Below are 21,772 nucleotides of genomic sequence, written 5' to 3' on the forward strand. Positions count from 1 at the left end.
ATGCGTCCAAGTTTCGGGGCGCAGTTCAAGCCCCAGTCAAAACCGCATTGTTATACTGACCGGACTGGGTACTTGCGAGGCTGGGTGCTTGCGGGCTCCCACAACAATCACAGTCACGAATGGGGACCCACATGAAAATACTGGTTCTAGGTGCAACCGGCCGCACCGGCTACCTCTTCACCCGCAAAGCCCTAGAGGAGGGGCACACCGTCACCGCCTACGTGCGCAACCCCGATAGGGCACAAGCGCTTTTGGGGGCGCACCAAAATCTCACTATCATTCCGGGGACCCTGAACGATGCCGAACAGCTCGCCGCAGCATCCTCCGGGCAGGACGTCATGGTCAGCATCCTGGGCCAGAAAACCACGGTGCGAGAGTTTCTCTCCTCCACGTTCATGCAGGAGCGTCTGCCCCTCATCATGGAGGCGGTCACGGGCGCAGGCGTAAAGCATTGCGTTCTGATGAGTGCCTACGGTGTGGGCGATACGGTACGGACCGCGTCCCTCCCCATGCGCCTGGTGTGCAAGGTCATCATGCGCGGCATTTTTACCGACAAGGTTAAGGCGGACGCCCTGGTTGCCGAATATCAGCCGTATATTTCGCGTGCTCATCCGGGCAGGCTGACCGATAAGCCCGGTAAGGGCGGGGTGAAGGTATTTGACATGGCGAGCGTCGAGCGAACTCCGGGCATCCCCACGATTGCCCGTGAAGACGTTGCCGATGCACTGCTCACTATCGCCAAGAACCCTCAGAATGCGGGCACAGATTTTTTGGTGACGATTGGGGACGTTGCCCTACACTCGCCCCAGAAATAAACCGGTAGGCTTAATGACATGACGACTACGAACACCTTCCCCGCCGCCATTCTCTTCGACCACGACGGAACCCTCGTCGATACTGAACCCGTATGGGCTGCCGCAAAGGTTGCTCTCACCGCAGAATTTGGCGGCACCTGGACCGAGCAGGACACCCTCGATTGCCTGGGCCTGTCGATGCAGTTCACCCTGGATCGTCTGCGCGAGCGCGGCGTGAACCTGCCGGACGAGGAGATTAACGATCGACTGGTGGCGAAGGTGCGCGAGGCCCTGGCGCAGCAGCCGGTCGAGTTCCTTCCTGGCATTGAGCGTTTCCTCTCGGAGGTTCACGATGCACAGATTCCGGCCGCCATCGTCACAAACGCAACCACCTCCGTGGCTCGCCGCACCGCAAACGCGGCACCCGAGGGCACGTTCTCGGTGGTTATTGGCAACGATGAGACCACCAACCCCAAGCCGGACCCGCAGCCCTATCTTTTGGCGGCGGAGCGTCTTGGTGTTGATCCGACTCAGTGCGTGGCTCTTGAGGACTCCCCGTCGGGCGTGCGCAGTGCGACCGCGGCGGGTATGCGTGTCATTGTTGTGCCGGGCGAGCTGGAGGTTCCGGCGGAGCTGGGCACCGCGCGCCTCAAGCATGAGGAGCTGACTCTGGAGGCGGTTCGCGCGCTGGCGTAACCGCCCGATTCGCACGCGGGAAGCCCTACAGAAAGGCCGGAAGCTCTGTAGAAAACTGAATACGCTTCACCATAAAGGGTGGGATGCGCGATATGAGATACCGCGTGTCCCACCCTTTGTGCGTGCTTGGGCGGTGAGCCACGCGGGCATTTGGGGCTGACACGTTTAAGCAGCGCCTTTTGAACAGGGGCTTTTAAGTGCGGCGCGACACATAGATGACAATTTATTACGAATTACTCAAAATAACCTTGACAATGGTTCCTTAAAATGATTTACTCATAATAACGATTCGGCGGGGCGACAAATCCCACCGAACCACAAGCATCACAGCATCATGAAGGAGACCATCATGGCATTCGCAAACTACACCGCACCCGGCCTGACCCTCGAAGAAGGCAAGGGCATTTCCGAGGTTCTCCAGGCACGTCTGCACGACCTGAACGACCTGCACCTGCTGCTGAAGCACGCTCACTGGAACGTGACCGGCCCCGGCTTCATCGCCGTTCACGAAATGATTGACCCCCAGGTCGACACCGTCCGCGAGTTCGTCGACGCCATCGCAGAGCGTATGGCAACCCTGGGCGCAACCCCCAATGGCCTGGCTGGCGCACTGGTCGCACAGCGCACCGTCGAGGACTACCCCGTCGGCCGCGCACGCGTTGCTGACCACCTGCACGCTCTGAACGACGTGTACACCCGTGTGATCAAGGATCACCGCAAGGCTATTGCTTTTGCCGGTGAGTCCGACCCCGTCACTGAGGACCTGCTGATTGGTCAGACCGCTGAGCTGGAGAAGTTCCAGTGGTTCATCCGCGCGTTCCTGGAAAACGGCGAAGGCAACATCTAAGCCATCGTTCTAAAGACACGAATTTTTAGAATCACGAAACCGGGCGGATGCGCTCTCCTTTATGGAGGGTGCACCCGCCCGGTTTCTGTGCTGTTTCGGTGCTTTTTCCCGACGTTTCGCCTCGCCCGCGGGGTACTCTAGAGTACGTTGAGGCGAACATTATTATCGGGTTAGGCCGTCCTAGATTTTCTGTTCAGAGTGTTCTAGAGTGGTTCACTGTTCATGACAGAGCACACAGACATGAACGCATCATCAGGCGCAGGGATCCAGCCCTGCACGCACGGCACCCGTGGAAAGGGAACTATGAGCACGCACGCCCAGCACGAGCACGGCGAAGAAACTGAGAAACTTCAGCCGGAAAACACCGCTACCGAGGCTCCGCAGGCCACCCGCCATAGCGCCGTTACCTCCCCCTCCCCCACGCAGATTAAGCGTTGGCGCCGCTACCTTGCCGATGAGGAGTCGGAGGCGCGCATCTACCGCTACCTGGCTCGCCGTGCCGAGGGTACCGACCGTGAGATTTTGCTGCAGGTTGCTGAGGCGGAGAAGCGTCACCAGCAGCATTGGCGTGACATGCTCGGCGAGCACGCGGATGTACACGTGCGCCCGTCCCTGCAATCGCAGCTACTGCAGTTCTTGGCGAAGAACTTCGGTTCGGTGTTTATTCTTGCGATGGCTCAGCGCGCCGAGTCCCGCTCCCCCTACGCTGAGGACCCGGACGCCACCGAGGAAATGGCGGCTGACGAGGCGATTCACGAGGAGATTATTCGCGCCCTGGCGACTAACGGTCGCGAGAAGCTTTCGGGTAATTTCCGTGCGGCGGTCTTTGGCGCTAACGACGGTTTGGTGTCGAATCTGGCGCTGACTATGGGTATTACCGCGTCGGGCGCGTCCAGTTCGATGGTTCTGCTGTCGGGTATTGCGGGTCTGCTGGCGGGTGCGCTGTCGATGGCGGCGGGTGAGTTCGTGTCGGTGCGTTCTCAGCGTGAGCTGCTGGATGCCTCCCAGCCGACCCAGGTGACCCTGCGTGTTGCGCACGATTTGGATTTGGATTCGAACGAGCTGGAGCTCATTTACCGTGCCCGCGGCATGGAGCCGGACGCGGCGCATCACCGTGCGATGGAGCGTTTCGGCTACCTGGATTGTGACTGCGATCCGTCGCTGTCTCACCGCGAGGAAGAGGATCGTGAGGAGAATGTGGCTTTGGGTACCGATATTGGTGCCGCCGCAGCGTCGTTCGCGTTCTTCGCTTCGGGTGCGTTGGTTCCGATTCTGCCGTATATCTTTGGCTTGTCGGGTGTGTTCGCGATGGTGTTGTCCCTGCTGTTTGTGGGTGCGGCGCTGGGCTTCACCGGCGGCGTGGTGGGCCTGCTTTCGGGTGCTTCCCCGCTCAAGCGCGGTGTTCGTCAGATTCTAATTGGCTTTGGCGCTGCATTCGTGACCTACCTGCTGGGTCTGGCGTTCGGCACGACGGTCGGCTAGTTACAACACCCCCAATAAGCTCTCGACAAGTGTATATAGCCGCTCTGGAATTTGTTTTCAAGCGTTTGAGAACTATTCGGATGCAGAAATCCCCCGGTGGATACATTCAGTGTATCCGCCGGGGGTTTTCTATATGTTCTTACCCTGCATGAGGGGTTGATCTATTACGGGTGAATCTCCGCGGTGGTGGCCTGACCGGAAACGCTCTCCGAGCCGGTTGCGCCATTGCCGGAGTAGGTCAGGTTTGCAACCTGCACGCTGGAGGTCTGCTTGTACGAGACCCAGCCGTCATTTGCAGGGAAGCGCAGCTGCGCCGGCATGAAGTTGGTCTGGCTGTAGTACTTGGTGCCGGTCTGCTTCATGGTGTACGCCTTGCTGGTGGTGTAGACGATACGACCCTTGAAGGTGTAGGTGCCGTCAGAGTTTTTGGTGACGGTCGGTACTTCTGCGGTCCAGGTGCCGGCGGTCTGCGCCACGGACAGGTACTTTGCCTGGCCTGCGGAGGCTACCAGTTCGGTGGTCTTACCGGTCAGCTTGCGACCAGAGGGGGCCCATGCCTGGCCGTTGATCTTACCGAGCTTAAGGAGCGACTGTGCGCTGGCGGCGACGGTGTACTCAACCTCGGTCACGAAGGTTGCGCCAGCTGCGAGGGTTACGTTGCTGCCGGGGATGTAGCCGGTGCCGGTTGCGGTGTCCTTGGTCGGTACGGACCACCAGAAGCCGCTGGAGGACATGTATGCGCCGTTTGCGCCGGTCTGGGAGTTGGTGACGGGGGTGAACTTACCTTCGCCGTTGACGTAGGTTGCGCTCTTGGGCTTGGAAGTTGCGTCGTCCCAGTTGATGTCGGAGTCGGGGGTGCCGGAGGCGGTGAAGTGCGCCTCGGGGCTTGCCGGGTTGATGGTGCCGGTGTTGTTGGAGGATGCGTAGCCGACGTAGCCGCCGTTGTTCTGCACGCTGACGTACACGCCGTACTGCACGCCGGGGGTTTCCTTAGATGCGGCGTAGGCGGGAACGGCCGCGGAGGCTGCGACGACGGGTGCGGACCAGACGCCTGCCTTGGCGATGGTACGGCGAGAGATGGGCTGAGTCATGAGTGTAGTGATCTCCTGTGAGTGTTTGATGTTTCTTAGAGCCGCTCAAAATGATTCTGACTAGGCTCAATGCACTCCAGTATACAAAGGTTAAGGTTATATCTGCACCTTATGAGGGCGGATGTGCACAATCTTACTTTCTGTCGCAAGTTCTACCGCTCTGGTTCAAACATCTCAAAAGCACCCTCAAATCCCAGCACTGTTCGACAGCTGGAGCGGCTCTATCCCTCCTCTTTTCCCCAGCGCACTCCCCCAGCGCCTCTGAGCGTTCTTCGGCGCTGTCTCTGTTAAGTTCTCGGTTAAAGCACAGATGCCGGTAGCCTCATGGACTACCGGCATCTGCCGCAATACTATGCTGTTTACTTCGCTGCGAAGATTTCGCGCATCAGGTTTGCAGCCTCGGAGGGGGTCTTACCGACCTTCACGCCTGCTGCTTCCAGAGCTTCCTTCTTCGCCTGAGCGGTACCGGAGGAACCGGAGACAATAGCGCCTGCGTGGCCCATGGTCTTACCCTCAGGAGCGGTGAAGCCTGCAATGTAACCAACGACGGGCTTGGTCACGTTTGCCTTGATGTACTCTGCAGCACGCTCCTCAGCGTCACCACCGATCTCACCAATCATGACGATTGCTTCGGTCTCGGGGTCAGCTTCGAAAGCTTCCAGAGCGTCGATGTGGGTGGTGCCGATGATGGGGTCGCCACCAATACCGATAGCGGTGGTGAAACCAATGTCAGACAGTTCGTACATCAGCTGGTAGGTCAGGGTACCGGACTTGGAAACCAGACCAATCTTGCCCTTACCGGTGATGTTCGCCGGGATAATACCAACCAGGCACTCCTCGGGGGAGATGATGCCGGGGCAGTTGGGGCCAATGATGCGGGTGATCTGCTTGCCGTTCTCGTCCACGGATGCCTTAGCAGCTGCCCAGAACTCTGCGGAGTCCTGAACCGGAACGCCCTCGGTGATGACGACGACGAGGCCGATCTTAGCCTCGATAGCCTCGAGAACTGCTGCCTTAGTGAAGGCCGGGGGAACGAAGACGATGGAGACGTTCGCGCCGGTCTTCTCCATAGCCTCAGCTACAGAACCGAACACGTTCAGCTCGATGTCGGAGCCGTCCTTCGCCTTGTGGGTGACGGTGGTGCCAGCCTTGCGAGCGTTCACGCCGCCCACAATGTTGGTGCCTGCTGCGAGCATGCGTGCGGTGTGCTTGGTACCCTCGCCACCGGTGATGCCCTGAACGATGACCTTGGAGTCCTTGTTCACAAAGATAGACATATTACTTCCTTGAAATCCTTTGCTGGCGATTACGCCTTGTGAGCGAGCTCTGCTGCCTTGTCAGCGCCGGAGTCCATGGTCTCAGCCAGAACAACCAGCGGGTGGTTCGCCTCGGAGAGGATACGGCGACCCTCAGCAACGTTGTTGCCGTCCAGGCGCACAACCAGGGGCTTGGTTGCTGCGTCGCCCAGAATCTCCAGAGCCTTCACAATGCCGTCTGCCACTGCGTCACATGCGGTGATGCCGCCGAAGACGTTCACGAAAACGCTCTTGACCTGCTCGTCGCCCAGAATGATTTCCAGACCAGCAGCCATAACCTCAGCGGACGCGCCGCCACCAATATCAAGGAAGTTTGCGGGCTTGACGTTGCCGTGGTTCTCACCAGCGTATGCAACGACGTCCAGGGTGGACATAACCAGACCTGCACCGTTACCAACGATGCCGACCTCGCCGTCCAGCTTCACGTAGTTCAGGTCGAACTGCTTTGCCTTAGCTTCCAGCGGGTTCTCAGCGGACTTGTCCACGAGAGCCTCGTGCTCGGGCTGGCGGAATTCTGCGTTGTCGTCCAGGGAGACCTTGCCGTCCAGGGCGAGGATGGTGCCCTCGGGGGTCAGAACGAGGGGGTTAACCTCAACCAGGGTTGCGTCTTCCTTGGTGTAGACTTCGCCCAGCTTGACGAGAACGGGAACAACCTTCTCCTGCAGTTCTGCGGAGAAACCTGCTGCCTTAGCAATTTCCTCAGCCTTAGCCTGGTCCAGGCCAACCAGCGGGTCAACCTCGATCTTTGCCAGTGCCTCGGGGCGCTCAGCAGCGAGCTGCTCAATTTCCATACCGCCTTCTACCGAGCACATTGCCAGGTAGGAGCGGTTTGCGCGGTCCAGCAGGAGGGAGAAGTAGTATTCTTCGGCGATGTCTGCGCCGTCAGCGACCAGCACGCGGTGAACGGTGTGGCCCTTGATGTCCATGCCGAGAATTGCCTTAGCGTGCTCGTAAGCTTCTTCGGGGGACTTTGCGAGCTTAACGCCGCCAGCCTTACCGCGGCCGCCGGTCTTAACCTGAGCCTTAATGACGGTCAGGCCGCCAATTTCCTCAGCTGCTGCCTTTGCTTCTTCAGGGGTGGTCGCAACAATGCCCTTGAGCACGGGTACACCGTGCTTTGCGAAGAGCTCGCGCGCCTGGTATTCGAAAAGGTCCACAGGTGTCCTTCTTCTTCGAAGTGGTGCCGAGTACTGGTGCACTCGGCCTGGTCATTAGAGGAGGTTCCCCCGTGTGGTCAGTACGGTGCGATAGGGGTCTCTCGCACCCGGCGCACACGCATCATTGACGCGGGGAATTTCTCTCGTCTCTACTCTATCGGATTCGGCGTGAGCTCGCACTCACAGAGCCCCAAATCTGAGATTTTAGCGACTCAGCTCACAAATATTTTGGGTACATTCCACCCAAAGGCTGTGCACCGGGTAACTAACCCGAACTCGCGCTCCCCCATCCGCCGCGAAATACCGGCGAAAATGCGGCGTTTACCGCCGTGCTCTGCGAAGCCTCGGCCACCTTCTCAGCAGGCGGACAACACGCCCGATACGGCACACAAAAGCGGGGCGGGCACCCTCAAGTACCCGCCCCTCCAGCGGCGTTGTCAGGTTCTCACCCCCTGACGCGTTAGCTCACCTTCTCCAGCGGCGCGTAACGCAGCAGCAGGCGCTTCTCTTCCGAGCCGAAGCGAACCTTCGCCACGGTCTTATCGCCGCTACCCTCAACGGCGAGCACGCGGCCCTCACCGAACTTGGTATGGCGCACGGTATCGCCGACCGCCAGAGTCGGGATTTCCTTGCTCTGATGCACGCGGGAACGGTTCGTCACCTTCGAGGAGGCAACCGCCGCCAGCCCGTAGCTTGCCGAGCCGTTAATATCCGCGGTGGACGGCTCAGAGCGGCGTGCGGGGCGAGACTCGTAGGGGTCGTATGAGCCGCGCGAGCTACCGACGCTGTAACCACCCGAGCCATAGCCGCCCGAATAGCCACCGTAGCCGGAACGGGAACCACCCGAATAGCCGCCACCATACGAGCTACCGTAGGAGCTTCCTCCATAGGAACCGCGAGCGCCGTACGCACCCATGCCGGAGGCACCAAAGCCCGAGAAACCGGCGGTGCGCTTCCACTCAATCAGCTCCTCCGGGATCTCCTCTAGGAAGGGCGAGGGCGGGTTGAACTGGCTCTTACCCCACATCGTGCGGGTCTCGGAGCGGGTCAGGTACAGACGCTCCATGGCACGGGTCAGACCCACGTACGCCAGGCGGCGCTCCTCGCTCATTTCCTTCTCATCGGTCAGGGCGCGCTGGTGCGGGAACAGGCCGTGTTCCATGCCGGTCAGGAACACCACGGGGAATTCCAGGCCCTTGGCGGTGTGCAGGGTCATGAGGGTGACCATGCCCTGCGCCTTCGCCTCGGCTGCTTCCGCGGCAATCTGCGCTGCGGAGGCGTTCTCACCCTCCGCGCTGGCGGGACGGTTCGGAATCGAGTCGGCGTCGGCGACCAGAGCCACATGTTCGAGGAACTGCTCCAGGTCGGCGCCGGGGTTCTCGGTCTCGAACTCGACCATGGCGTCGAGCAGTTCGGAGAGGTTTTCCACGCGCGATTCGTCCTGAATGTCCTTTGAGGCGCGCAGGGCCGCAAGGTACCCGGTCTGCTCCAGGACCGCTTCCAGGCAGGTTGCGGCGGGTTCGGTGCGGGCAATCTGCGCCAGGTCGTCCATGAGGCGCACGAACTCGGCGTACTTCTTCACGGCGGCAGCGCCCAGGCCGGGGATATCGGCGGCCTGGCGTGCGGCGGCGTAGAAGGAGATGCGGTTCGCACTCGCGTACTCCGCCACCACGGACTCAGACTTGGCACCGATACCGCGCTTGGGTTCGTTGAGGATGCGGCGCACGTTCACGTCGTCATCGGGGTTGCTCAGGGCGCGCAGGTACGCCAGCGCGTCCTTGATTTCCTTACGCTCGTAGAAGCGGGTACCACCGACCACGCGGTAGGGCAGGCCGGCACGCATGAGCATGTCCTCGAGGGTTCGGGACTGCGCGTTGGTGCGGTAGAAGATTGCGACGTCACCGGGCTGCACGCCGTGCTCATCGGCAAGGCGGTCAATTTCGCGGGTGATGTAGCGCGCCTCGGCGTGCTCGGATTCAGCAACGTAACCGATGATTTTCGCACCCGCGCCGGAGGCGGTCCACAGCTTCTTGGGGCGACGGTCGGGGTTGCGTTCAATGACCGCGTTCGCCGCGGAGAGGATGTTCTGCGTGGAACGGTAGTTCTGCTCCAGCAGGATCGTGTGGGCGTTCGGGTAGTCCTTCTCGAAGTCCGTAATATTGCGGATATCCGCGCCGCGGAAGGCGTAGATGGACTGGTCGGAGTCACCCACCACGGTCAGCTCGGCAGGGGGCACGGCGTCCGGGTAGGGGCCGCGGTCAGCCGGTGCCTTCGTGTGGGCGCCGACCAGTTCACGCACGAGCTGGTACTGGGCGTGGTTGGTGTCCTGGTACTCGTCCACGAGGATGTGGCGGAACTTGCGGCGGTAGTAGTTCGCGATTTCGGGGAACTTCTTGAGCAAGAAGACGGTGCGGCCAATCAAATCGTCAAAGTCGAGGGAGTTGGCGGCGCGCAGACGCTGCGTGTAGACGGTGTAAATCTGCGAGATGGTCTTCTCGTACGGATTATCGCTCGCCACGCGGGATGCGTACGCTTCAGCGCTGACCAGCTCGTTCTTCAGCGCGGAGATGCGGTTACCTACGGCCTTGGCGGTGAACTTCTTGGTGTCCAGGTTGAGCTCTTTAATGATGAGGCTCAGCAGGCGCTGCGAGTCGGTCGAATCGTAGATGGTGAAGGTGGACTTCAAACCCAGCGCGGCGGCCTCACGGCGCAGCACGCGCACGCAGAAGCTGTGGAAAGTAGAAATCCACATGTGCTTGGCACGCGGACCAACCAGCGCCTCGATACGCTCACGCATTTCGGCGGCGGCCTTGTTGGTGAAGGTGATGGCGAGAATCTGGCCGGGGGTCGCGCGGTGGGTTGCGAGCAGGTAGGCGATGCGGTGGGTGAGCACGCGGGTCTTGCCGGAGCCGGCGCCCGCGACGATGAGCAGGGGCGCGCCGGAGTGCAGCACGGCTTCTTCCTGGCGTTCGTTGAGCCCTGCGGTGAGTGAGGTAGGGTCCACGGCGTTGAGGCTGTGGGCGCGTTCGCCGTAGGGGTCGGCGGGGTCGAAGTCATCGCCGTAGCCACCGACGCGGTAGGCGGGCGGCATGAAGTCGCCGAGCGGGTCTGCGGCGGTGAAGGCTGCGGGTGCGCCGGGTTCAGGAACGGGCGCGCTGGTAGCAGGGGTACCGTAGGCGGGCATGCCGGTGGGCAGGGCGACGGGTACGTCCTGTGCGGGCGCCTCCATCATCGGGGCGTCCATCACTGCGGCGTCCATGGGAGGGGCGTAGTAGTCGTCCTCGGCAGGGGGTACGTCGTAGTAGGGGTCGAAGGGCGGCTCGTCATCCGCTACCGGTGCTGCGGGGGTGACGAGTTCGGCGGCGAACAGGCCGTCCTGTTCGGTGAAGGGCTGCTTCTGCTGTTCGGGCTTGTCGCTCATCATCTACCTCGCTGCCTAGAATACACGTTCGATATTCCATGCTACCGCATTTGCTCCGCGGCTCCCACCCGCTCGGTCATCCGCCGCCCTCTCATTCGAGCAAAGATAAGAAAACCGCCCGCGCCTGCTAATGCAAGCGACGGGCGGTTTTCTCGTACCGGCGTGAATACCGGTTCTGTGTGCCCCCGAGACGATTCGAACGTCCGACACCTTCTTTAGGAGAGAAGTGCTCTATCCCCTGAGCTACGAGGGCGTACCTATCCAGTATAAAGCACCCCGCGCCGCGAGTCCGCACAGCCCGTGTTCACCGCCTGAGGACACCCGCACCCGGCGGCAGAACCGCTCATACAATGTACGAATGAGCATCTACATTGACCCGCCCACCTGGCCCGCACACGGCACCGTCTTCTCACATCTCATCTCCGATGTGTCCCTGGCGGAACTGCACGAGTTCGCCGCGACTGCGGGCATCAGTGAGCGTGCCTTCGACCGCGACCACTACGATGTTCCGGCGCACCTCTACGACGAGCTGGTGCGGGCGGGTGCGAAGGAACTCAGCGGCGCACAGCTGACTCGCACGCTCATTGCCAGCGGTCTGCGCATTCCCCTAAAGGAACGCCCCGAGAAGATTCGCCCGCGCCTGCTTCGCGCCTGGGAGGCGGCGTTTGCACCCCGCCTCGAGAAGGCTCCCGCTACATTCCAGCAACAGGTCGCGGAGCTGGGTGAGAGCCTGTTGCAGGCGTGGGAGCAGCCGCACCGCGCCTACCACCACAGCGGGCACCTTTCGCAGATGCTCACCGATCTGGACCGCCTCTACACACACCGCACGCAGGGTTCTACTCCCCTGGCGTTGGTTCTGGCGGCGTGGTTCCACGACGCGGTGTATGAGGGCGCGCCGGGTGAGGATGAGCGCCGTAGCGAGCAGCTGGCGAGCGCCTCCCTGGAGCCGCTGGTTACCGCGGGTCTGCTCAGTGGTGACGAGCTGCAGATGGTGAGCCTTCTGGTGCGTGCCACGGCAACCCACGAGCTGCCCGAGTCTGCCGACCTACCGGTGGGCTATGAGCCGGAGGATATTCAGTTTTTCCTCGATGCCGATATGGCTATCCTGGCGGCTGATTCGGCACGCTACCGCCGCTACCTGCGCGGAGTGCGTAGCGAATACTCCCATTGTGACGATGAGGCGTTCCGCACCGGTCGTACGACCTTCCTGCGTTCGATCCTGGGTCGTAAGCGCATCTTCCTCTCCGAACAGGCTATGCAGCTCTGGGAGGAGCCCGCGCGGGCTAATCTGCGTGCTGAGCTCAGAGAGTGGGAGCAGGACCCGCAGGGGCTTCTGCAGGTTCTCGCGCCCTAGCCGCACACACCTCAACACATACCGCCGAGAATGCACCCATACTAAGGTGCCCTCTCGGCGGTATTTTCATGGAATCTCTCGGGTACGCAAATCTCAGGTACACAAAAGGCGCCCACCCCGTGCGGGGTAGGCGCCTTTTGAGAAGTATGTTGGGCTAGACCCAGCTCTTATATGCTAAGGCTTAGAGAGCGGTGTAGTAGCCGTCAACGGACATCCAGGAGGTGGGGTGCACCAGGGTACCGTTGGTGGGGTTCAGAGCGGAAATCATCTTGCCGTCGCCCAGGTAGATACCAACGTGGCTGTAGCCGTTCTGGAAGACGATGTCGCCGGGCTGGGGGTTAGCGGTCGGGCGCAGCTCGTTCTTCATTGCGTAGGTGAAAGCGGTCAGCTTGATACCGTGCTGAGCGAAAACCCAGGAGGTGAAGCCGGAGCAGTCCCATGCACCGAAGGTCTTGCCGCCCCAAACGTATGCGCCGCCCAGGCCGCTCATTGCGGTTGCAACGATTGCGTCGCGGGATGCGTTACCGGTGGAAGCTGCGGGAGCAGCGGGTGCCGGAGCTGCAACGGGTGCAACGTAAGCCTGCTGTGCCTCAGCCTGGGGTGCTACGTAGGAGGTCTCAACTGCGGGAGCAGCGGGTGCCTCGGTTGCTGCGGGAGCAACGTAGGTCTGCTGTGCCTGAGCCTGGGGTGCAACGTAGGTGGTTGCGGGGGTGTTGTAGCTGGTGTAGTCGAACTCGTAGTTGGTGTAGTCGTAGGACAGATCAGCAGCAGCGGGGATCTGTGCAAATGCGTTCGCGGGAACGGTCGAGCCGAGCAGGATTGCGCCTGCTGCGAGGGTTGCACCTGCGGTACGTACGATCTTCTTAACCATTGATAATTCCTCCATTGCCTGACGAGGTGAGCTGTCGGACTCGAGCATGGATTCGCTCGGCCACCGAAGTGACTTAGCCCCGAGGCCTCTCGATTGAGAAGCCGTATCCCAGCTTGGGGATTGGGTCCCCCGCTTCTGCCATATTGGGTAGACGTTCATCGAAGCGTTGGCAGAACTCAGCGGAACCGCTTCGACGGTGCCCTCTTACGATTAGGATTTAGGCACAAATCGAGAATACACAGAAAACTCCCAGTTGTCACTTCATTCGGACTTAAATTTTGAGCTTTCACCCCCGGCGGAACGGAGCGGGTTTGGGCAACTAGAACCCCGTTTATTTATGGGAGCTTAAGCAGATTAAGGCGTTTGACTAGGCATTTCACAAGGATGCACATTCGCTTTTAATACACTACCACCCCTTAAGGGCATGGTTCAAAACTCTTAAAAATGACCCTCGTCTCTTAAGCTTTTGCTCCCATATACTCACTCAGAAACCGGCGTGTCTCTTAGCTTCAACCTCAGATTTAAGCGAAAAACGCGAAAAATGCACTCAAGCGCAGTTGCCAAAAAGTTAAGAGAGGAGTATATGCTCGCTCACGTGAGGGTAGCCTGGGCCACTGATCTACGCCACTTAGTCCACCTTTTGCAGCCCGAATACGCCTCGTTCCTCCGCTTTCCCCGATTCTTCCCTTATATGCGGCGTTTTACTCCGATTATTGAGCTAAATCGTCCATTATCTAAGACAAAGCCGGTTCTCAGGGAGCTAACGGCACAAAAAACGGTGGTACCGCCTCCTCAAGTGAGGAGGCGATACCACCGTTTAGCGTGAACTGGGTTAGCGGACTCTCAGAATTAGAGCTTAGAGGTTGCCGCCGCGCTTGACCACAATTGCGTTTGCCACGTCCATATCCAGGGAGAGGGTGTCCTCTTCACCGTCGGCGTGAACAATCACGTCATCGTCCTGACCGGCGACCACGGACACCGAAGCGCCGTAAACAATACCTGCGTCAGCCAGCAGCTTCAGCAACTCAACGTCAGTCTGAATGGACTCGGGGAAGCGAGAAATAGTGAAACGGTCCTCGGGACCGGAGTCGCGTGCCGCCAGGGACATGGGCACGGTGCGCTCGTCGTTCTTCTCGCTAGCGTGGCCCAGGTCCTCCAGGCCGGGAATAGCGTTACCGTACGGGGAGAACTTGGGGTCCTTGAGCATCTCCAGGATGCGCTTCTCCACCTTGTCACTCATGACGTGCTCCCAGCGGCATGCCTCTTCGTGCACGTACTCAAGTTCCAGACCAATAATGTCGGAGAGTAGCCGCTCAGCCAGGCGGTGCTTACGCATCACCTCGACCGCCTTGTGGCGGCCTTCCTCGGTCAGTTCGAGGTGGCGGTCCGGCTCAACGGTGAGCAGGCCGTGCTTCTCCATGCGTGCCACAGTTTGGGAAACGGTCGGGCCGGAGTGCTCGAGTCGTTCAGCGATGCGCGCACGCATGGGGACGATGCCCTCTTCCTCCAGTTCGAGGATGGTGCGCAAATACATCTCTGTGGTATCGATGAGGTCTGTCATATATCTCTCCCAGCTATCACCGCAACAGTACTTAGATAGCACTGCCTAAGTCGTTACTTAATTCAATAATCTATTATGTACTTTTTCAGCGGCTTTTGCCACGGCTTAAGTCATTGAGTCGCCCAATGAAAACTCATTGGACGACTCAAGACACCTTATATATACGCTTTTGCTAACCCACCCCTTATTAAGAGGAGTAGACGGTAGGCTTACTCTGCGGACTCAGCCTCAGCGGTTTCTTCCACGGCAGATTCGTTCTCTTCCGCTTTGTTCTCTGCGGGCTCAGCAGATTCCTCTGCCTCAGCGGTTTCGGCAGACTCTGCGTTCTCCTGCTCGGCGTTCTCCTCCAGGTCTTCCGGGCGAACGCGGTCAGCCCACGGCACCCAATCCGGCGCAATGAGCGCGTCGTCGCCGGGCAGCAGGCCCACCTCGCAGATCGTTGCCACGCGGGAACGAGGCGCACGCGAGAGGGTCGCGAACCAGAACCAGCCGCGGTAACCGGGCAGGGTGCACTCGAAAAGGTGAGTGCTCAGACGCTCTTCCTCGGCGCGCACGTGGTGCACCAGGCCGATAGCGTGTGCCGGGGCGATTTCCTGAACGCCCTGCAAAGCCACATCCTTGGCGGCGGCAAGAATCTCATCCACCTTGGAGGTGCGGCGCAGCTTGTGCGGAACACCCAGGGAGGGGGCGCCCACCTCTTCATCCAGCGGGGTGAAGGGGTCGGGGGTGGAGTCTTCGTTCTGTGCGGTTTCTTCGGCAGCAGATTCCCCGGAGGCAGATTCCTCAGCGGTAGATCCCTCAGTGGGCGTATCAGCCGCCTCAGTCTCCTCAGCGTTCACGGAGGGCTGAGTCTCAGCAGGTACAGCGCTACCCTCGTCGGTGCTCTCAGGCGCGGCAGAAGGCACAACGGACTCTGCGGGCGCGTCAGTAGCGGGCGTAGTTTCGGGGAGCAGTTCAATAACCTGTTCAGACATACCCCTATTAAAGCATCTCGCGTGCGCAAACATTGCGGCGCCCGCTCCAAGCTTCGCATACGCTGTGAATTTGGGTCTCAAACCGCTAAATCTGGGGCTTCGCCCACGAACAGCTGTGTGTGAGCTGATACCGTTAATTTCATGAGTAATGAACCCGCACAGGATAAGCACAACACTGCAGAGCAGATCCCTGCACCCCTGCCCTACGCCGGAGCCATCCGTTGGCTCGGCGCGGCAGGTGCGCTTCTCGCCCTGCTCTGTCTGCTCACCGGAGTTGCCATGCTCGTGATGAAGTGGGTTGGGGCAACGCCGCCCGCCCTCATGAGCCAGATTCCGCTGGTCCTCCTACCCGTCGCCTTTATTGCACTCATGGCCGCACTCATCCTGTCGGTCATGCGCCGCAACAAGGCATAAAGATTTGAGCCGCAAGCTCACACACATCATTCACTTATCAAGTACAGCCTGCCATTCAGAGAGAAAGATAGAGTATGTCTGCTGAAGCAAAACTCCTAGTCGTCGATGACGAGTTCAACATTCTTGAATTGCTCGCCACCTCCCTGCGTTTCGCCGGTTTTGAAGTAGTTACCGCCGGCAACGGCCGCGAAGCCCTCGAAAAGGCGCACGCCGAAAACCCCGACCTCATTGTCCTGGACGTCATGATGCCCGGCATGGACGGCTTCGAGGTGACCCGCCGCCTGCGCGAAAACGGCACCACCACCCCCGTACTCTTCCTGACCGCAAAGGACGCCACCGAGGACAAGGTGACCGGTCTGGGTGCCGGTGGTGACGACTACGTCACCAAGCCCTTCTCCCTCGACGAGGTGATCGCCCGCATCCGCGCGATTCTGCGCCGTAGCCGCAGCGTCCAGGAAGAGGACGACGCCGTACTGCGCGTTGACGCCCTCACCCTGAACGTGGACACCCACGAAGTGTTCCTCGGTGACGAAGAGATTGACCTCTCCCCCACCGAGTTCAACCTGCTGCACTACCTGATGCTCAACGCCAACCGCGTACTGTCCAAGGCGCAGATTCTCGACCACGTGTGGGAGTACGATTTCAACGGCGACTCCTCCATCGTTGAGTCCTATATTTCGTACCTGCGCCGCAAGATTGACAACAACCGTGAAAACCACGAGCCGCTCATCCACACCAAGCGCGGTGTGGGCTACATGATTCGCGGTTCTCGAGGCTAACGTGGCGCTCAAACCCCTCGACCGGATCCCCCAGTCTCTTTCCCTTCGCACCCAGCTGGTACTCATTACCTCCATGCTCATCGCCCTCTCCATTGCGGTGACGAGCCTGGTGGCGATTTCCGCTCTGCGTGCCCAGATGGTGCACCAGCTGGACGAAGAGATGAAGAACAGCGCCCCCTCACTCGTGCAGCTGGCGACCGTGCGCCCTTCCGGCAATCAGGAACAATCCCTGAGCACCTACCGCCTGTACCTGCTCGATAAGGACGGCAACGTACTGTACTCGCTCAAGTCCGAGGACAGCGAACAGTTCAGCGAGCCGGCGCTGCAGGGCTGGACCGAAGAGAAGGTTCGCAAGCAAAACGAGGAGGCGGTCACCGTCAACTCGGTGGGAAGCTCCTCCGATTGGCGTGTGCTCGCCGTGCCCATTGAAGCCAACGACTCTTCAGGCTTGCCGGAGGCGGCTTCCCTCATCATTGCCATGCCGCTGAAACAAACGAACCAGGTGGTCGCCCTCGTAGGTGTGCTGACCTTCGCGTTTGGTTTGGCGACCCTCGCCTCCGCGATTGCAATGACCTGGGTGATTGTGACCCGCACCTTCGAGCCGCTGGCTCGCGTGGAGCAGACCGCCGCCAAGATCGCTGCCGGTGACCTCTCTCAGCGTATTGAGGACTACAACCCCAGCAACGAGATCGGTAACCTTGCGGTTTCGCTGAACACGATGCTCACCCAGATTGAAATGCTCTTCAAAGCCCGCGAGAAGAGCGAGGCAAAAATGCGCCGCTTCGTGGGTGACGCTTCGCATGAGCTGCGCACCCCTCTGGTCAGTATTCGAGGCTACTCGGAGCTGTACCGTCAGGGCGCGCTACCGACCGATGAGGCCGTCGCTACCGCGATGAGCCGCATCGAATCGGAGTCCAAGCGTATGGGTCAGCTCGTGGAAGACCTGCTGACCCTGGCGCGTATTGATGAGCGCCGTGAATCCAAGCTGGCACCCTTCGACCTGTTCAACCTGGCGGTGGACGCAAGTAACGACGCCTACGCTACGGCACCCGACCGTGCGGTGTCCCTGGTGGGTCTGAACGAAGAGGTGGCACCTACCTCCGCAACCGTGCTCGGCGACGAATCGCGCCTGCGTCAGGTCGTGGCAAACCTGCTGACCAACGCCATGCGTTACACCCCCGACGGCTCTCCCCTGGAGATTGCGGTGGGCGTACGCGAAGAGGTTCCCGGCTTCCCGCTGTCCGTGCTGGAGGTGCGCGACCACGGCCCCGGCATTCACGGCGAGGACCGCGAGCGCGTCTTCGAGCGTTTCTACCGCACCGATGCTTCACGTTCGCGTGAGACCGGCGGTACGGGTCTGGGTCTGTCCATTGTGGCTGCGATTATCGAGCAGCATGAAGGCAAGATTCACATTGAAGAGACCGATGGTGGCGGCGCTACCTTCGTGATTTCTTTGCCGTTCTATCCGCCGCCCGTCTCGGACGATCAGCTGATGAAGTAGTACTGATGCATAAACCCCCGGATTGTGGAACTTGAGTGTTCTGCGGTTCGGGGGTTTTGCTGTGCGCCGGAGGCGGGATGATAACTCGCGGCGGCGCGAGTAAAGAGAGCGTGAGTAAGAAGGAGCGGCACGGCTAAAGAACAGCGGGAACAACCTAGCGCGCGTCATGGCGACGTCATTTTCGGGAGGGCTTTCGATTTTTTCGAGATGCGGAGTGAATCTGGCGGGTTTATCCACAGATTTATTTAATAATCACTTTTCAGCTCATTTGATGCATTTTGAAAGATATAGTGATAACAAGCTTCCGGTCAGGAACTCAACCCTTCCAGAGATCCACACCCCAAGCGCCACCACGGGGCAACCGCCCCACCTATCTCACATATCTCAAAGGAGAAAAACCATGGCACAGTTCAATGTCGATTCCGAAGTCATCGCAGCCAAGAGCGCACAGGCACGATCCTACGTCGCATCCATCACCGCAGACGTCAACGGTATGACCGCATCCCTGCACGATTTGCAGAGCTCCTGGACCGGCTCCGCATCCGCCAACTTCCAGGGCGTACTGGACCAGTGGCACGCAACCCAGCGCCAGGTCGAAGCATCCATCACCCAGATCAACGAGGCACTCACCCGCGCAGGCGTGAACTACGCAGACACCGAGCAGGCTAACGCCTCCATGTTCGTCGGCTAAGGGGTCAGGGCGGCAAGCCCAAAACCCCACCCGCAGCCAGGCAGCAGGCCGGGTGGTTTAAAGGTCCCGGACGCACGGCACACCGCCCGCCAGATTTGCCAGAAGGCGGCGAACATCTATTGAGAAAACCCCGCCGCATCCTCGAGAATGAGGATGCGGCGGGGTTTTATTGCACGGAAATCTTTGCGCCCAAGAGCCCATTCCTTAGGAGCTGAGCTTTAGGAGCTGAGCTTTAGGAAGCAGGGGTCTCCTGGCGGAAACGCAGACGCCACAGGCCGCGCTCAGCATCGTAATGCCAAATGCTCGAACGGCTCACGCGACCACGCGCGGTCGCAACCGCCGCCATAACCAGCACGCTGGAAGAATCCAGCACCTGCATACCCTGCTTGAGTGGGGCACCCTGCTGGGTGAAGGCGCGTTCGCGGTACTGCAGCACCGAGGAGCGGGACACCGACTTACCGGTGGCGGTCACCCACACCAGACGCTCGTGCAGCATGGACTCCAGCTGCGGTGCCTCCATGACGGAGCCGCGGCTTTCGAGTAGCTGTTCTGCGGCGGCGGCTTCCTCGGGGTTCAGAGCGGGTGCCGCGGGTGCCGCAGGGGCAGAAGCGGGTGCGTCCTTCACGGGTGCCTCAACCTGAGCGGGCTCTACGGTCTGTGCGGGCGCCGCGGCGGGCTCTACCGCCTGCTCTTCTGCGTGCGCTTCCGTCTCGCCCAGCAGTTCCGCCGGGTCAACATCGTTCGGGTCCAGACCTGCGAACTCTTCCAGACCGGTCAGGTCATCCTCTTCTTCCGCCTGCGCGGCACTCGATGCCTGCTGAGCGGTCTCCTCCTGCTGGCGTGCCAGTGCCTTTGCGTCACGCTCAGCGGCACGCTCTGCCGCGAGCGCCAGCTGTTCCTTGCGGGTGCGGACCGCCTCCGGGTCGGGGGCGTTCACCGCGGAGGCGGGGCGCAACAGACCGGACAGGCGCAGGCTCTCCACGCCGCGCTGGGCGTTCTCGATCTCGGCTGCGGTGAATTCCTGCATGGGCAGGTGGGCGTCCGCGGAAGACTCGGAGGGCGCCGAATCAGAGAGCGCAACGTCAGAGAGGGCAGGTTCTGCAACCGGAGCGTTCACAATCGGCACTTCAACAGCCGGAGCCTCCACAGGCTCAGCCGCAGTAGTGGGTTCAGCAGCCGCACCGAAGCCGGGGCCGTGCGCGGGTTCACGGCCCTCCTGGTAGGCGCGCGCGGCACCGTTCGCCAGGGAATCCGCCTTCTCATTGAGCGCGTGACCCGCGTGGCCCTTCACCCAAATAAACTCGTAGTCGCGGCCGGTCAGCGCCTGATCCAGCGCCTCCAGAAGGTCGCGGTTGAGCACGGGCTTGCCGTCGGATTTCTTCCAGCCCTTCTTCTTCCAGCCGGGCATCCACTTGGTCAGCGAGTTAATGACGTACTGGCTATCGCAGTACACGCGCAGCTTTGCCTCCGGGCGGGATGCGGTCGCCTCGAACAGATCCAGGACAGCCTTGAGCTCACCCATATTGTTGGTGCCGTGCGCCCAGCCGCCGCTCGCCCAGTGGTCGTCGTCGATATACCATGCCCAGCCCGCCGGTCCGGGGTTGCCCAGCGCCGAGCCGTCTGCGGCGGCAATGATCTCTTGCGTGCTGTTCACGGTACCTTCTTTCTGCGCCGCCGCTCTATTGTGCGGGCGGCAGTCCGTAATGATGTCTGTGATGACTTTACCGCACCGGCGGCGAGGGTGCGTAGCGCGCGGTCACGGCTGTGGACAACCTATAGGAGCCCACCATAGCCGGGCGGGTACACTAAACCTATGAGCTATTCTGCCCCCGAAACACCCAGCGCACAGCGCCCAGAGCGCCCTACCGCCCGTCCGAGCGAGCGCGTGCAGATTTTCGCTCTTCCCACCCGCACGATGTACGGTTCCCTGCGTTTTAGCTGGTTGAGCTACCTGGGGCTTGCTGAGCAGCAGCATGCGGCGCAGTTGCCGACCTCCACGGCGGCGGTCAGCTACCTGAGCACTCAGGCGCTCATGCGTGCCATGGCGGCGGCACGTTTGGATGTTCCCTCGAGTGCTGCTTCTGAGATTGAGGTGGATCGTTCCTGCACCCTGTGCACCAGCGGTAAGAAGCACGGTAAGCCGCGGATTGCGGGCGTAAATTTCAACATGTCGCAGGTGAACCCGCTGGTCGTGGGCGCTTTTAGCCGTAACCCCTCGGCGGTGCTCGGTGTGGATGTTGAGACTCTGGATGCGCGCCTGTTCTCGGGTTTTGCGCGCCTGGCACTCTCCGATGAAGAACGTACGTTCTATGAGCGGGTGGCTCAGGAACGCCCCGCACCCGTACTGCACCTACTCTCGGTGGCACTGTGGACAGCTAAGGAGGCGGTACTCAAGGCGACCGGTCACGGTCTGAGCGTGGTACCTTCCCTGGTCCGGGTGCAGCTCACCGATGACCAGTTGGATGCGCTCGAGTCTGCCATGAACGAGGAGGTTCCGGGCGACCTTCTGGACGGCAGCACCCCCGAGCCGACCGCCCTGCGCGTACTGACTCAGGACAGTTTGACCACCCGCGCGACCTTTAGCGCACCCGCGACTCAGGGCGGCGGTGAGGCTATCGAGCGTAGCTTTAGCCTGCAGTGGGTGCCCGTGGCGCTACCCGATACTGAGAACCCCGAGCACGCGCAGAAGATGCTCATCGCCCTGGCTGTGGAGAACCCTGCCCAGAGCGAGCCAGCCCAGGGTGAGCCCGCGCAGGTTGAGGCTCAGCTTCTGCCGGTGGCTACTCCCCTGGAACTCAAGCGCCTACTCACCGATTAGCCACG

The 21,772-nt window shown here is 60.7% G+C and carries 18 protein-coding genes, 1 tRNA gene and 1 riboswitch; of the genes, 10 read left to right on the top strand and 9 right to left on the bottom strand.

From position 1 onward, the window contains the following. The first annotated feature begins 131 nt into the window (after positions 1-131). From HMPREF2842_RS01855 to HMPREF2842_RS01870, 4 genes are all read left to right on the top strand, one after another. Positions 132-815 (top strand): NAD(P)-dependent oxidoreductase, encoded by a 684-nt coding sequence (locus HMPREF2842_RS01855; protein ID WP_070642275.1) that lies wholly within the window; start codon positions 132-134, stop codon positions 813-815. A gap of 18 nt (positions 816-833) precedes the next feature. Beyond that, complete coding sequence (locus HMPREF2842_RS01860; RefSeq protein WP_049340938.1) at positions 834-1,490, top strand: HAD family hydrolase; 657 nt, start codon at positions 834-836, stop codon at positions 1,488-1,490. Between the two features lie 349 nt (positions 1,491-1,839). Next, positions 1,840-2,337, top strand: a complete 498-nt coding sequence (dps, locus tag HMPREF2842_RS01865; protein ID WP_005508202.1) for a DNA starvation/stationary phase protection protein Dps — start codon at positions 1,840-1,842, stop codon at positions 2,335-2,337. Between the two features lie 303 nt (positions 2,338-2,640). Beyond that, positions 2,641-3,819: a VIT1/CCC1 transporter family protein gene (locus HMPREF2842_RS01870; protein WP_049340937.1), complete on the top strand. Its 1,179-nt coding sequence runs from the start codon at positions 2,641-2,643 to the stop codon at positions 3,817-3,819. 164 nt (positions 3,820-3,983) lie between these two features. Here HMPREF2842_RS01870 and HMPREF2842_RS01875 read toward each other — a convergent pair whose 3' ends face one another. From HMPREF2842_RS01875 to HMPREF2842_RS01895, 5 genes are all read right to left on the bottom strand, one after another. Then, positions 3,984-4,910: an amino acid oxidase gene (locus tag HMPREF2842_RS01875; RefSeq protein ID WP_070642279.1), complete on the bottom strand. Its 927-nt coding sequence runs from the start codon at positions 4,908-4,910 to the stop codon at positions 3,984-3,986. A 359-nt stretch (positions 4,911-5,269) separates the two neighbouring features. Further along, positions 5,270-6,187, bottom strand: a complete 918-nt coding sequence (gene sucD, locus HMPREF2842_RS01880) for a succinate--CoA ligase subunit alpha (RefSeq protein ID WP_005504562.1) — start codon at positions 6,185-6,187, stop codon at positions 5,270-5,272. 29 nt (positions 6,188-6,216) lie between these two features. Further along, positions 6,217-7,383 (bottom strand): ADP-forming succinate--CoA ligase subunit beta, encoded by a 1,167-nt coding sequence (gene sucC, locus HMPREF2842_RS01885; RefSeq protein WP_005504561.1) that lies wholly within the window; start codon positions 7,381-7,383, stop codon positions 6,217-6,219. 460 nt (positions 7,384-7,843) lie between these two features. Further along, positions 7,844-10,807: a UvrD-helicase domain-containing protein gene (locus HMPREF2842_RS01890; RefSeq protein ID WP_070642282.1), complete on the bottom strand. Its 2,964-nt coding sequence runs from the start codon at positions 10,805-10,807 to the stop codon at positions 7,844-7,846. Positions 10,808-10,984: 177 nt separating this feature from the next. Further along, positions 10,985-11,057, bottom strand: a tRNA-Arg gene (locus tag HMPREF2842_RS01895). Between the two features lie 105 nt (positions 11,058-11,162). On the opposite strand from HMPREF2842_RS01895, the gene HMPREF2842_RS01900 reads away from it, so the two are divergent. After that, complete coding sequence (locus HMPREF2842_RS01900; protein WP_070642285.1) at positions 11,163-12,158, top strand: DUF4031 domain-containing protein; 996 nt, start codon at positions 11,163-11,165, stop codon at positions 12,156-12,158. Positions 12,159-12,339: 181 nt separating this feature from the next. On the opposite strand, the gene HMPREF2842_RS01905 is transcribed toward HMPREF2842_RS01900, so the two are convergent. The 3 genes from HMPREF2842_RS01905 to HMPREF2842_RS01915 all read right to left on the bottom strand — a co-directional run bounded on the left by HMPREF2842_RS01905 (position 12,340) and on the right by HMPREF2842_RS01915 (position 15,564). Continuing rightward, a complete protein-coding gene (locus HMPREF2842_RS01905; protein WP_070642288.1) occupies positions 12,340-13,029 on the bottom strand; it encodes a C40 family peptidase in 690 nt (229 codons plus the stop codon). Beyond that, positions 13,030-13,189: riboswitch (cyclic di-AMP (ydaO/yuaA leader) on the bottom strand. 696 nt (positions 13,190-13,885) lie between these two features. Next, entirely contained in the window at positions 13,886-14,590 is a 705-nt protein-coding gene (locus HMPREF2842_RS01910) for an iron-dependent transcriptional repressor DtxR (RefSeq protein WP_049346095.1), read from the bottom strand. A gap of 209 nt (positions 14,591-14,799) precedes the next feature. After that, on the bottom strand, positions 14,800-15,564 hold the full coding sequence (locus tag HMPREF2842_RS01915) for a DUF3027 domain-containing protein (protein WP_246823141.1): 765 nt from the start codon (positions 15,562-15,564) through the stop codon (positions 14,800-14,802). A gap of 141 nt (positions 15,565-15,705) precedes the next feature. Here HMPREF2842_RS01915 and HMPREF2842_RS01920 point away from each other — a divergent pair, with 141 nt between their 5' ends. The 4 genes from HMPREF2842_RS01920 to HMPREF2842_RS01935 all read left to right on the top strand — a co-directional run bounded on the left by HMPREF2842_RS01920 (position 15,706) and on the right by HMPREF2842_RS01935 (position 18,949). Next, positions 15,706-15,978 carry a hypothetical protein gene (locus tag HMPREF2842_RS01920; RefSeq protein WP_049357300.1) on the top strand — a complete coding sequence of 91 codons (273 nt, stop codon included), beginning with the start codon at positions 15,706-15,708 and terminating at the stop codon, positions 15,976-15,978. 74 nt (positions 15,979-16,052) lie between these two features. Continuing rightward, the gene (locus HMPREF2842_RS01925) at positions 16,053-16,757 is read left to right on the top strand and encodes a response regulator transcription factor (protein ID WP_005504528.1); all 705 of its coding nucleotides are present in this window, start codon (positions 16,053-16,055) and stop codon (positions 16,755-16,757) included. A 1-nt stretch (position 16,758) separates the two neighbouring features. Next, positions 16,759-18,258, top strand: a complete 1,500-nt coding sequence (locus tag HMPREF2842_RS01930) for a sensor histidine kinase (protein WP_070642295.1) — start codon at positions 16,759-16,761, stop codon at positions 18,256-18,258. Between the two features lie 400 nt (positions 18,259-18,658). Continuing rightward, positions 18,659-18,949, top strand: coding sequence for a WXG100 family type VII secretion target (locus tag HMPREF2842_RS01935; protein ID WP_005504526.1), 291 nt, complete (start codon positions 18,659-18,661; stop codon positions 18,947-18,949). A 232-nt stretch (positions 18,950-19,181) separates the two neighbouring features. Here the strand turns inward: HMPREF2842_RS01935 and HMPREF2842_RS09400 are convergent, their stop codons facing one another. Next, entirely contained in the window at positions 19,182-20,603 is a 1,422-nt protein-coding gene (locus HMPREF2842_RS09400) for an RNase H family protein (RefSeq protein WP_005504525.1), read from the bottom strand. 159 nt (positions 20,604-20,762) lie between these two features. Between HMPREF2842_RS09400 and HMPREF2842_RS01945 the strand changes: the two genes are divergently transcribed. Then, positions 20,763-21,767 (top strand): 4'-phosphopantetheinyl transferase family protein, encoded by a 1,005-nt coding sequence (locus HMPREF2842_RS01945; RefSeq protein WP_070642298.1) that lies wholly within the window; start codon positions 20,763-20,765, stop codon positions 21,765-21,767. Positions 21,768-21,772 lie beyond the last annotated feature (5 nt).

Source organism: Rothia sp. HMSC069C10 (assembly GCF_001812205.1).
Classification (GTDB): Bacteria; Actinomycetota; Actinomycetes; order Actinomycetales; family Micrococcaceae; genus Rothia; species Rothia mucilaginosa.

Bases quoted from the DNA above. Each gene is read 5' to 3' on its own strand.
- HMPREF2842_RS01855 (WP_070642275.1), top strand. From the start codon at position 132: ATGAAAATACTGGTTCTAGGTGCAACCGGCCGCACCGGCTACCTCTTC.
- HMPREF2842_RS01860 (WP_049340938.1), top strand. From the start codon at position 834: ATGACGACTACGAACACCTTCCCCGCCGCCATTCTCTTCGACCACGAC.
- dps (WP_005508202.1), top strand. From the start codon at position 1,840: ATGGCATTCGCAAACTACACCGCACCCGGCCTGACCCTCGAAGAAGGC.
- HMPREF2842_RS01870 (WP_049340937.1), top strand. From the start codon at position 2,641: ATGAGCACGCACGCCCAGCACGAGCACGGCGAAGAAACTGAGAAACTT.
- HMPREF2842_RS01875 (WP_070642279.1), bottom strand. From the start codon at position 4,910: ATGACTCAGCCCATCTCTCGCCGTACCATCGCCAAGGCAGGCGTCTGG.
- sucD (WP_005504562.1), bottom strand. From the start codon at position 6,187: ATGTCTATCTTTGTGAACAAGGACTCCAAGGTCATCGTTCAGGGCATC.
- HMPREF2842_RS01890 (WP_070642282.1), bottom strand. From the start codon at position 10,807: ATGATGAGCGACAAGCCCGAACAGCAGAAGCAGCCCTTCACCGAACAG.
- HMPREF2842_RS01900 (WP_070642285.1), top strand. From the start codon at position 11,163: ATGAGCATCTACATTGACCCGCCCACCTGGCCCGCACACGGCACCGTC.
- HMPREF2842_RS01905 (WP_070642288.1), bottom strand. From the start codon at position 13,029: ATGGTTAAGAAGATCGTACGTACCGCAGGTGCAACCCTCGCAGCAGGC.
- HMPREF2842_RS01910 (WP_049346095.1), bottom strand. From the start codon at position 14,590: ATGACAGACCTCATCGATACCACAGAGATGTATTTGCGCACCATCCTC.
- HMPREF2842_RS01915 (WP_246823141.1), bottom strand. From the start codon at position 15,564: ATGTCTGAACAGGTTATTGAACTGCTCCCCGAAACTACGCCCGCTACT.
- HMPREF2842_RS01920 (WP_049357300.1), top strand. From the start codon at position 15,706: ATGAGTAATGAACCCGCACAGGATAAGCACAACACTGCAGAGCAGATC.
- HMPREF2842_RS01925 (WP_005504528.1), top strand. From the start codon at position 16,053: ATGTCTGCTGAAGCAAAACTCCTAGTCGTCGATGACGAGTTCAACATT.
- HMPREF2842_RS01935 (WP_005504526.1), top strand. From the start codon at position 18,659: ATGGCACAGTTCAATGTCGATTCCGAAGTCATCGCAGCCAAGAGCGCA.
- HMPREF2842_RS01945 (WP_070642298.1), top strand. From the start codon at position 20,763: ATGAGCTATTCTGCCCCCGAAACACCCAGCGCACAGCGCCCAGAGCGC.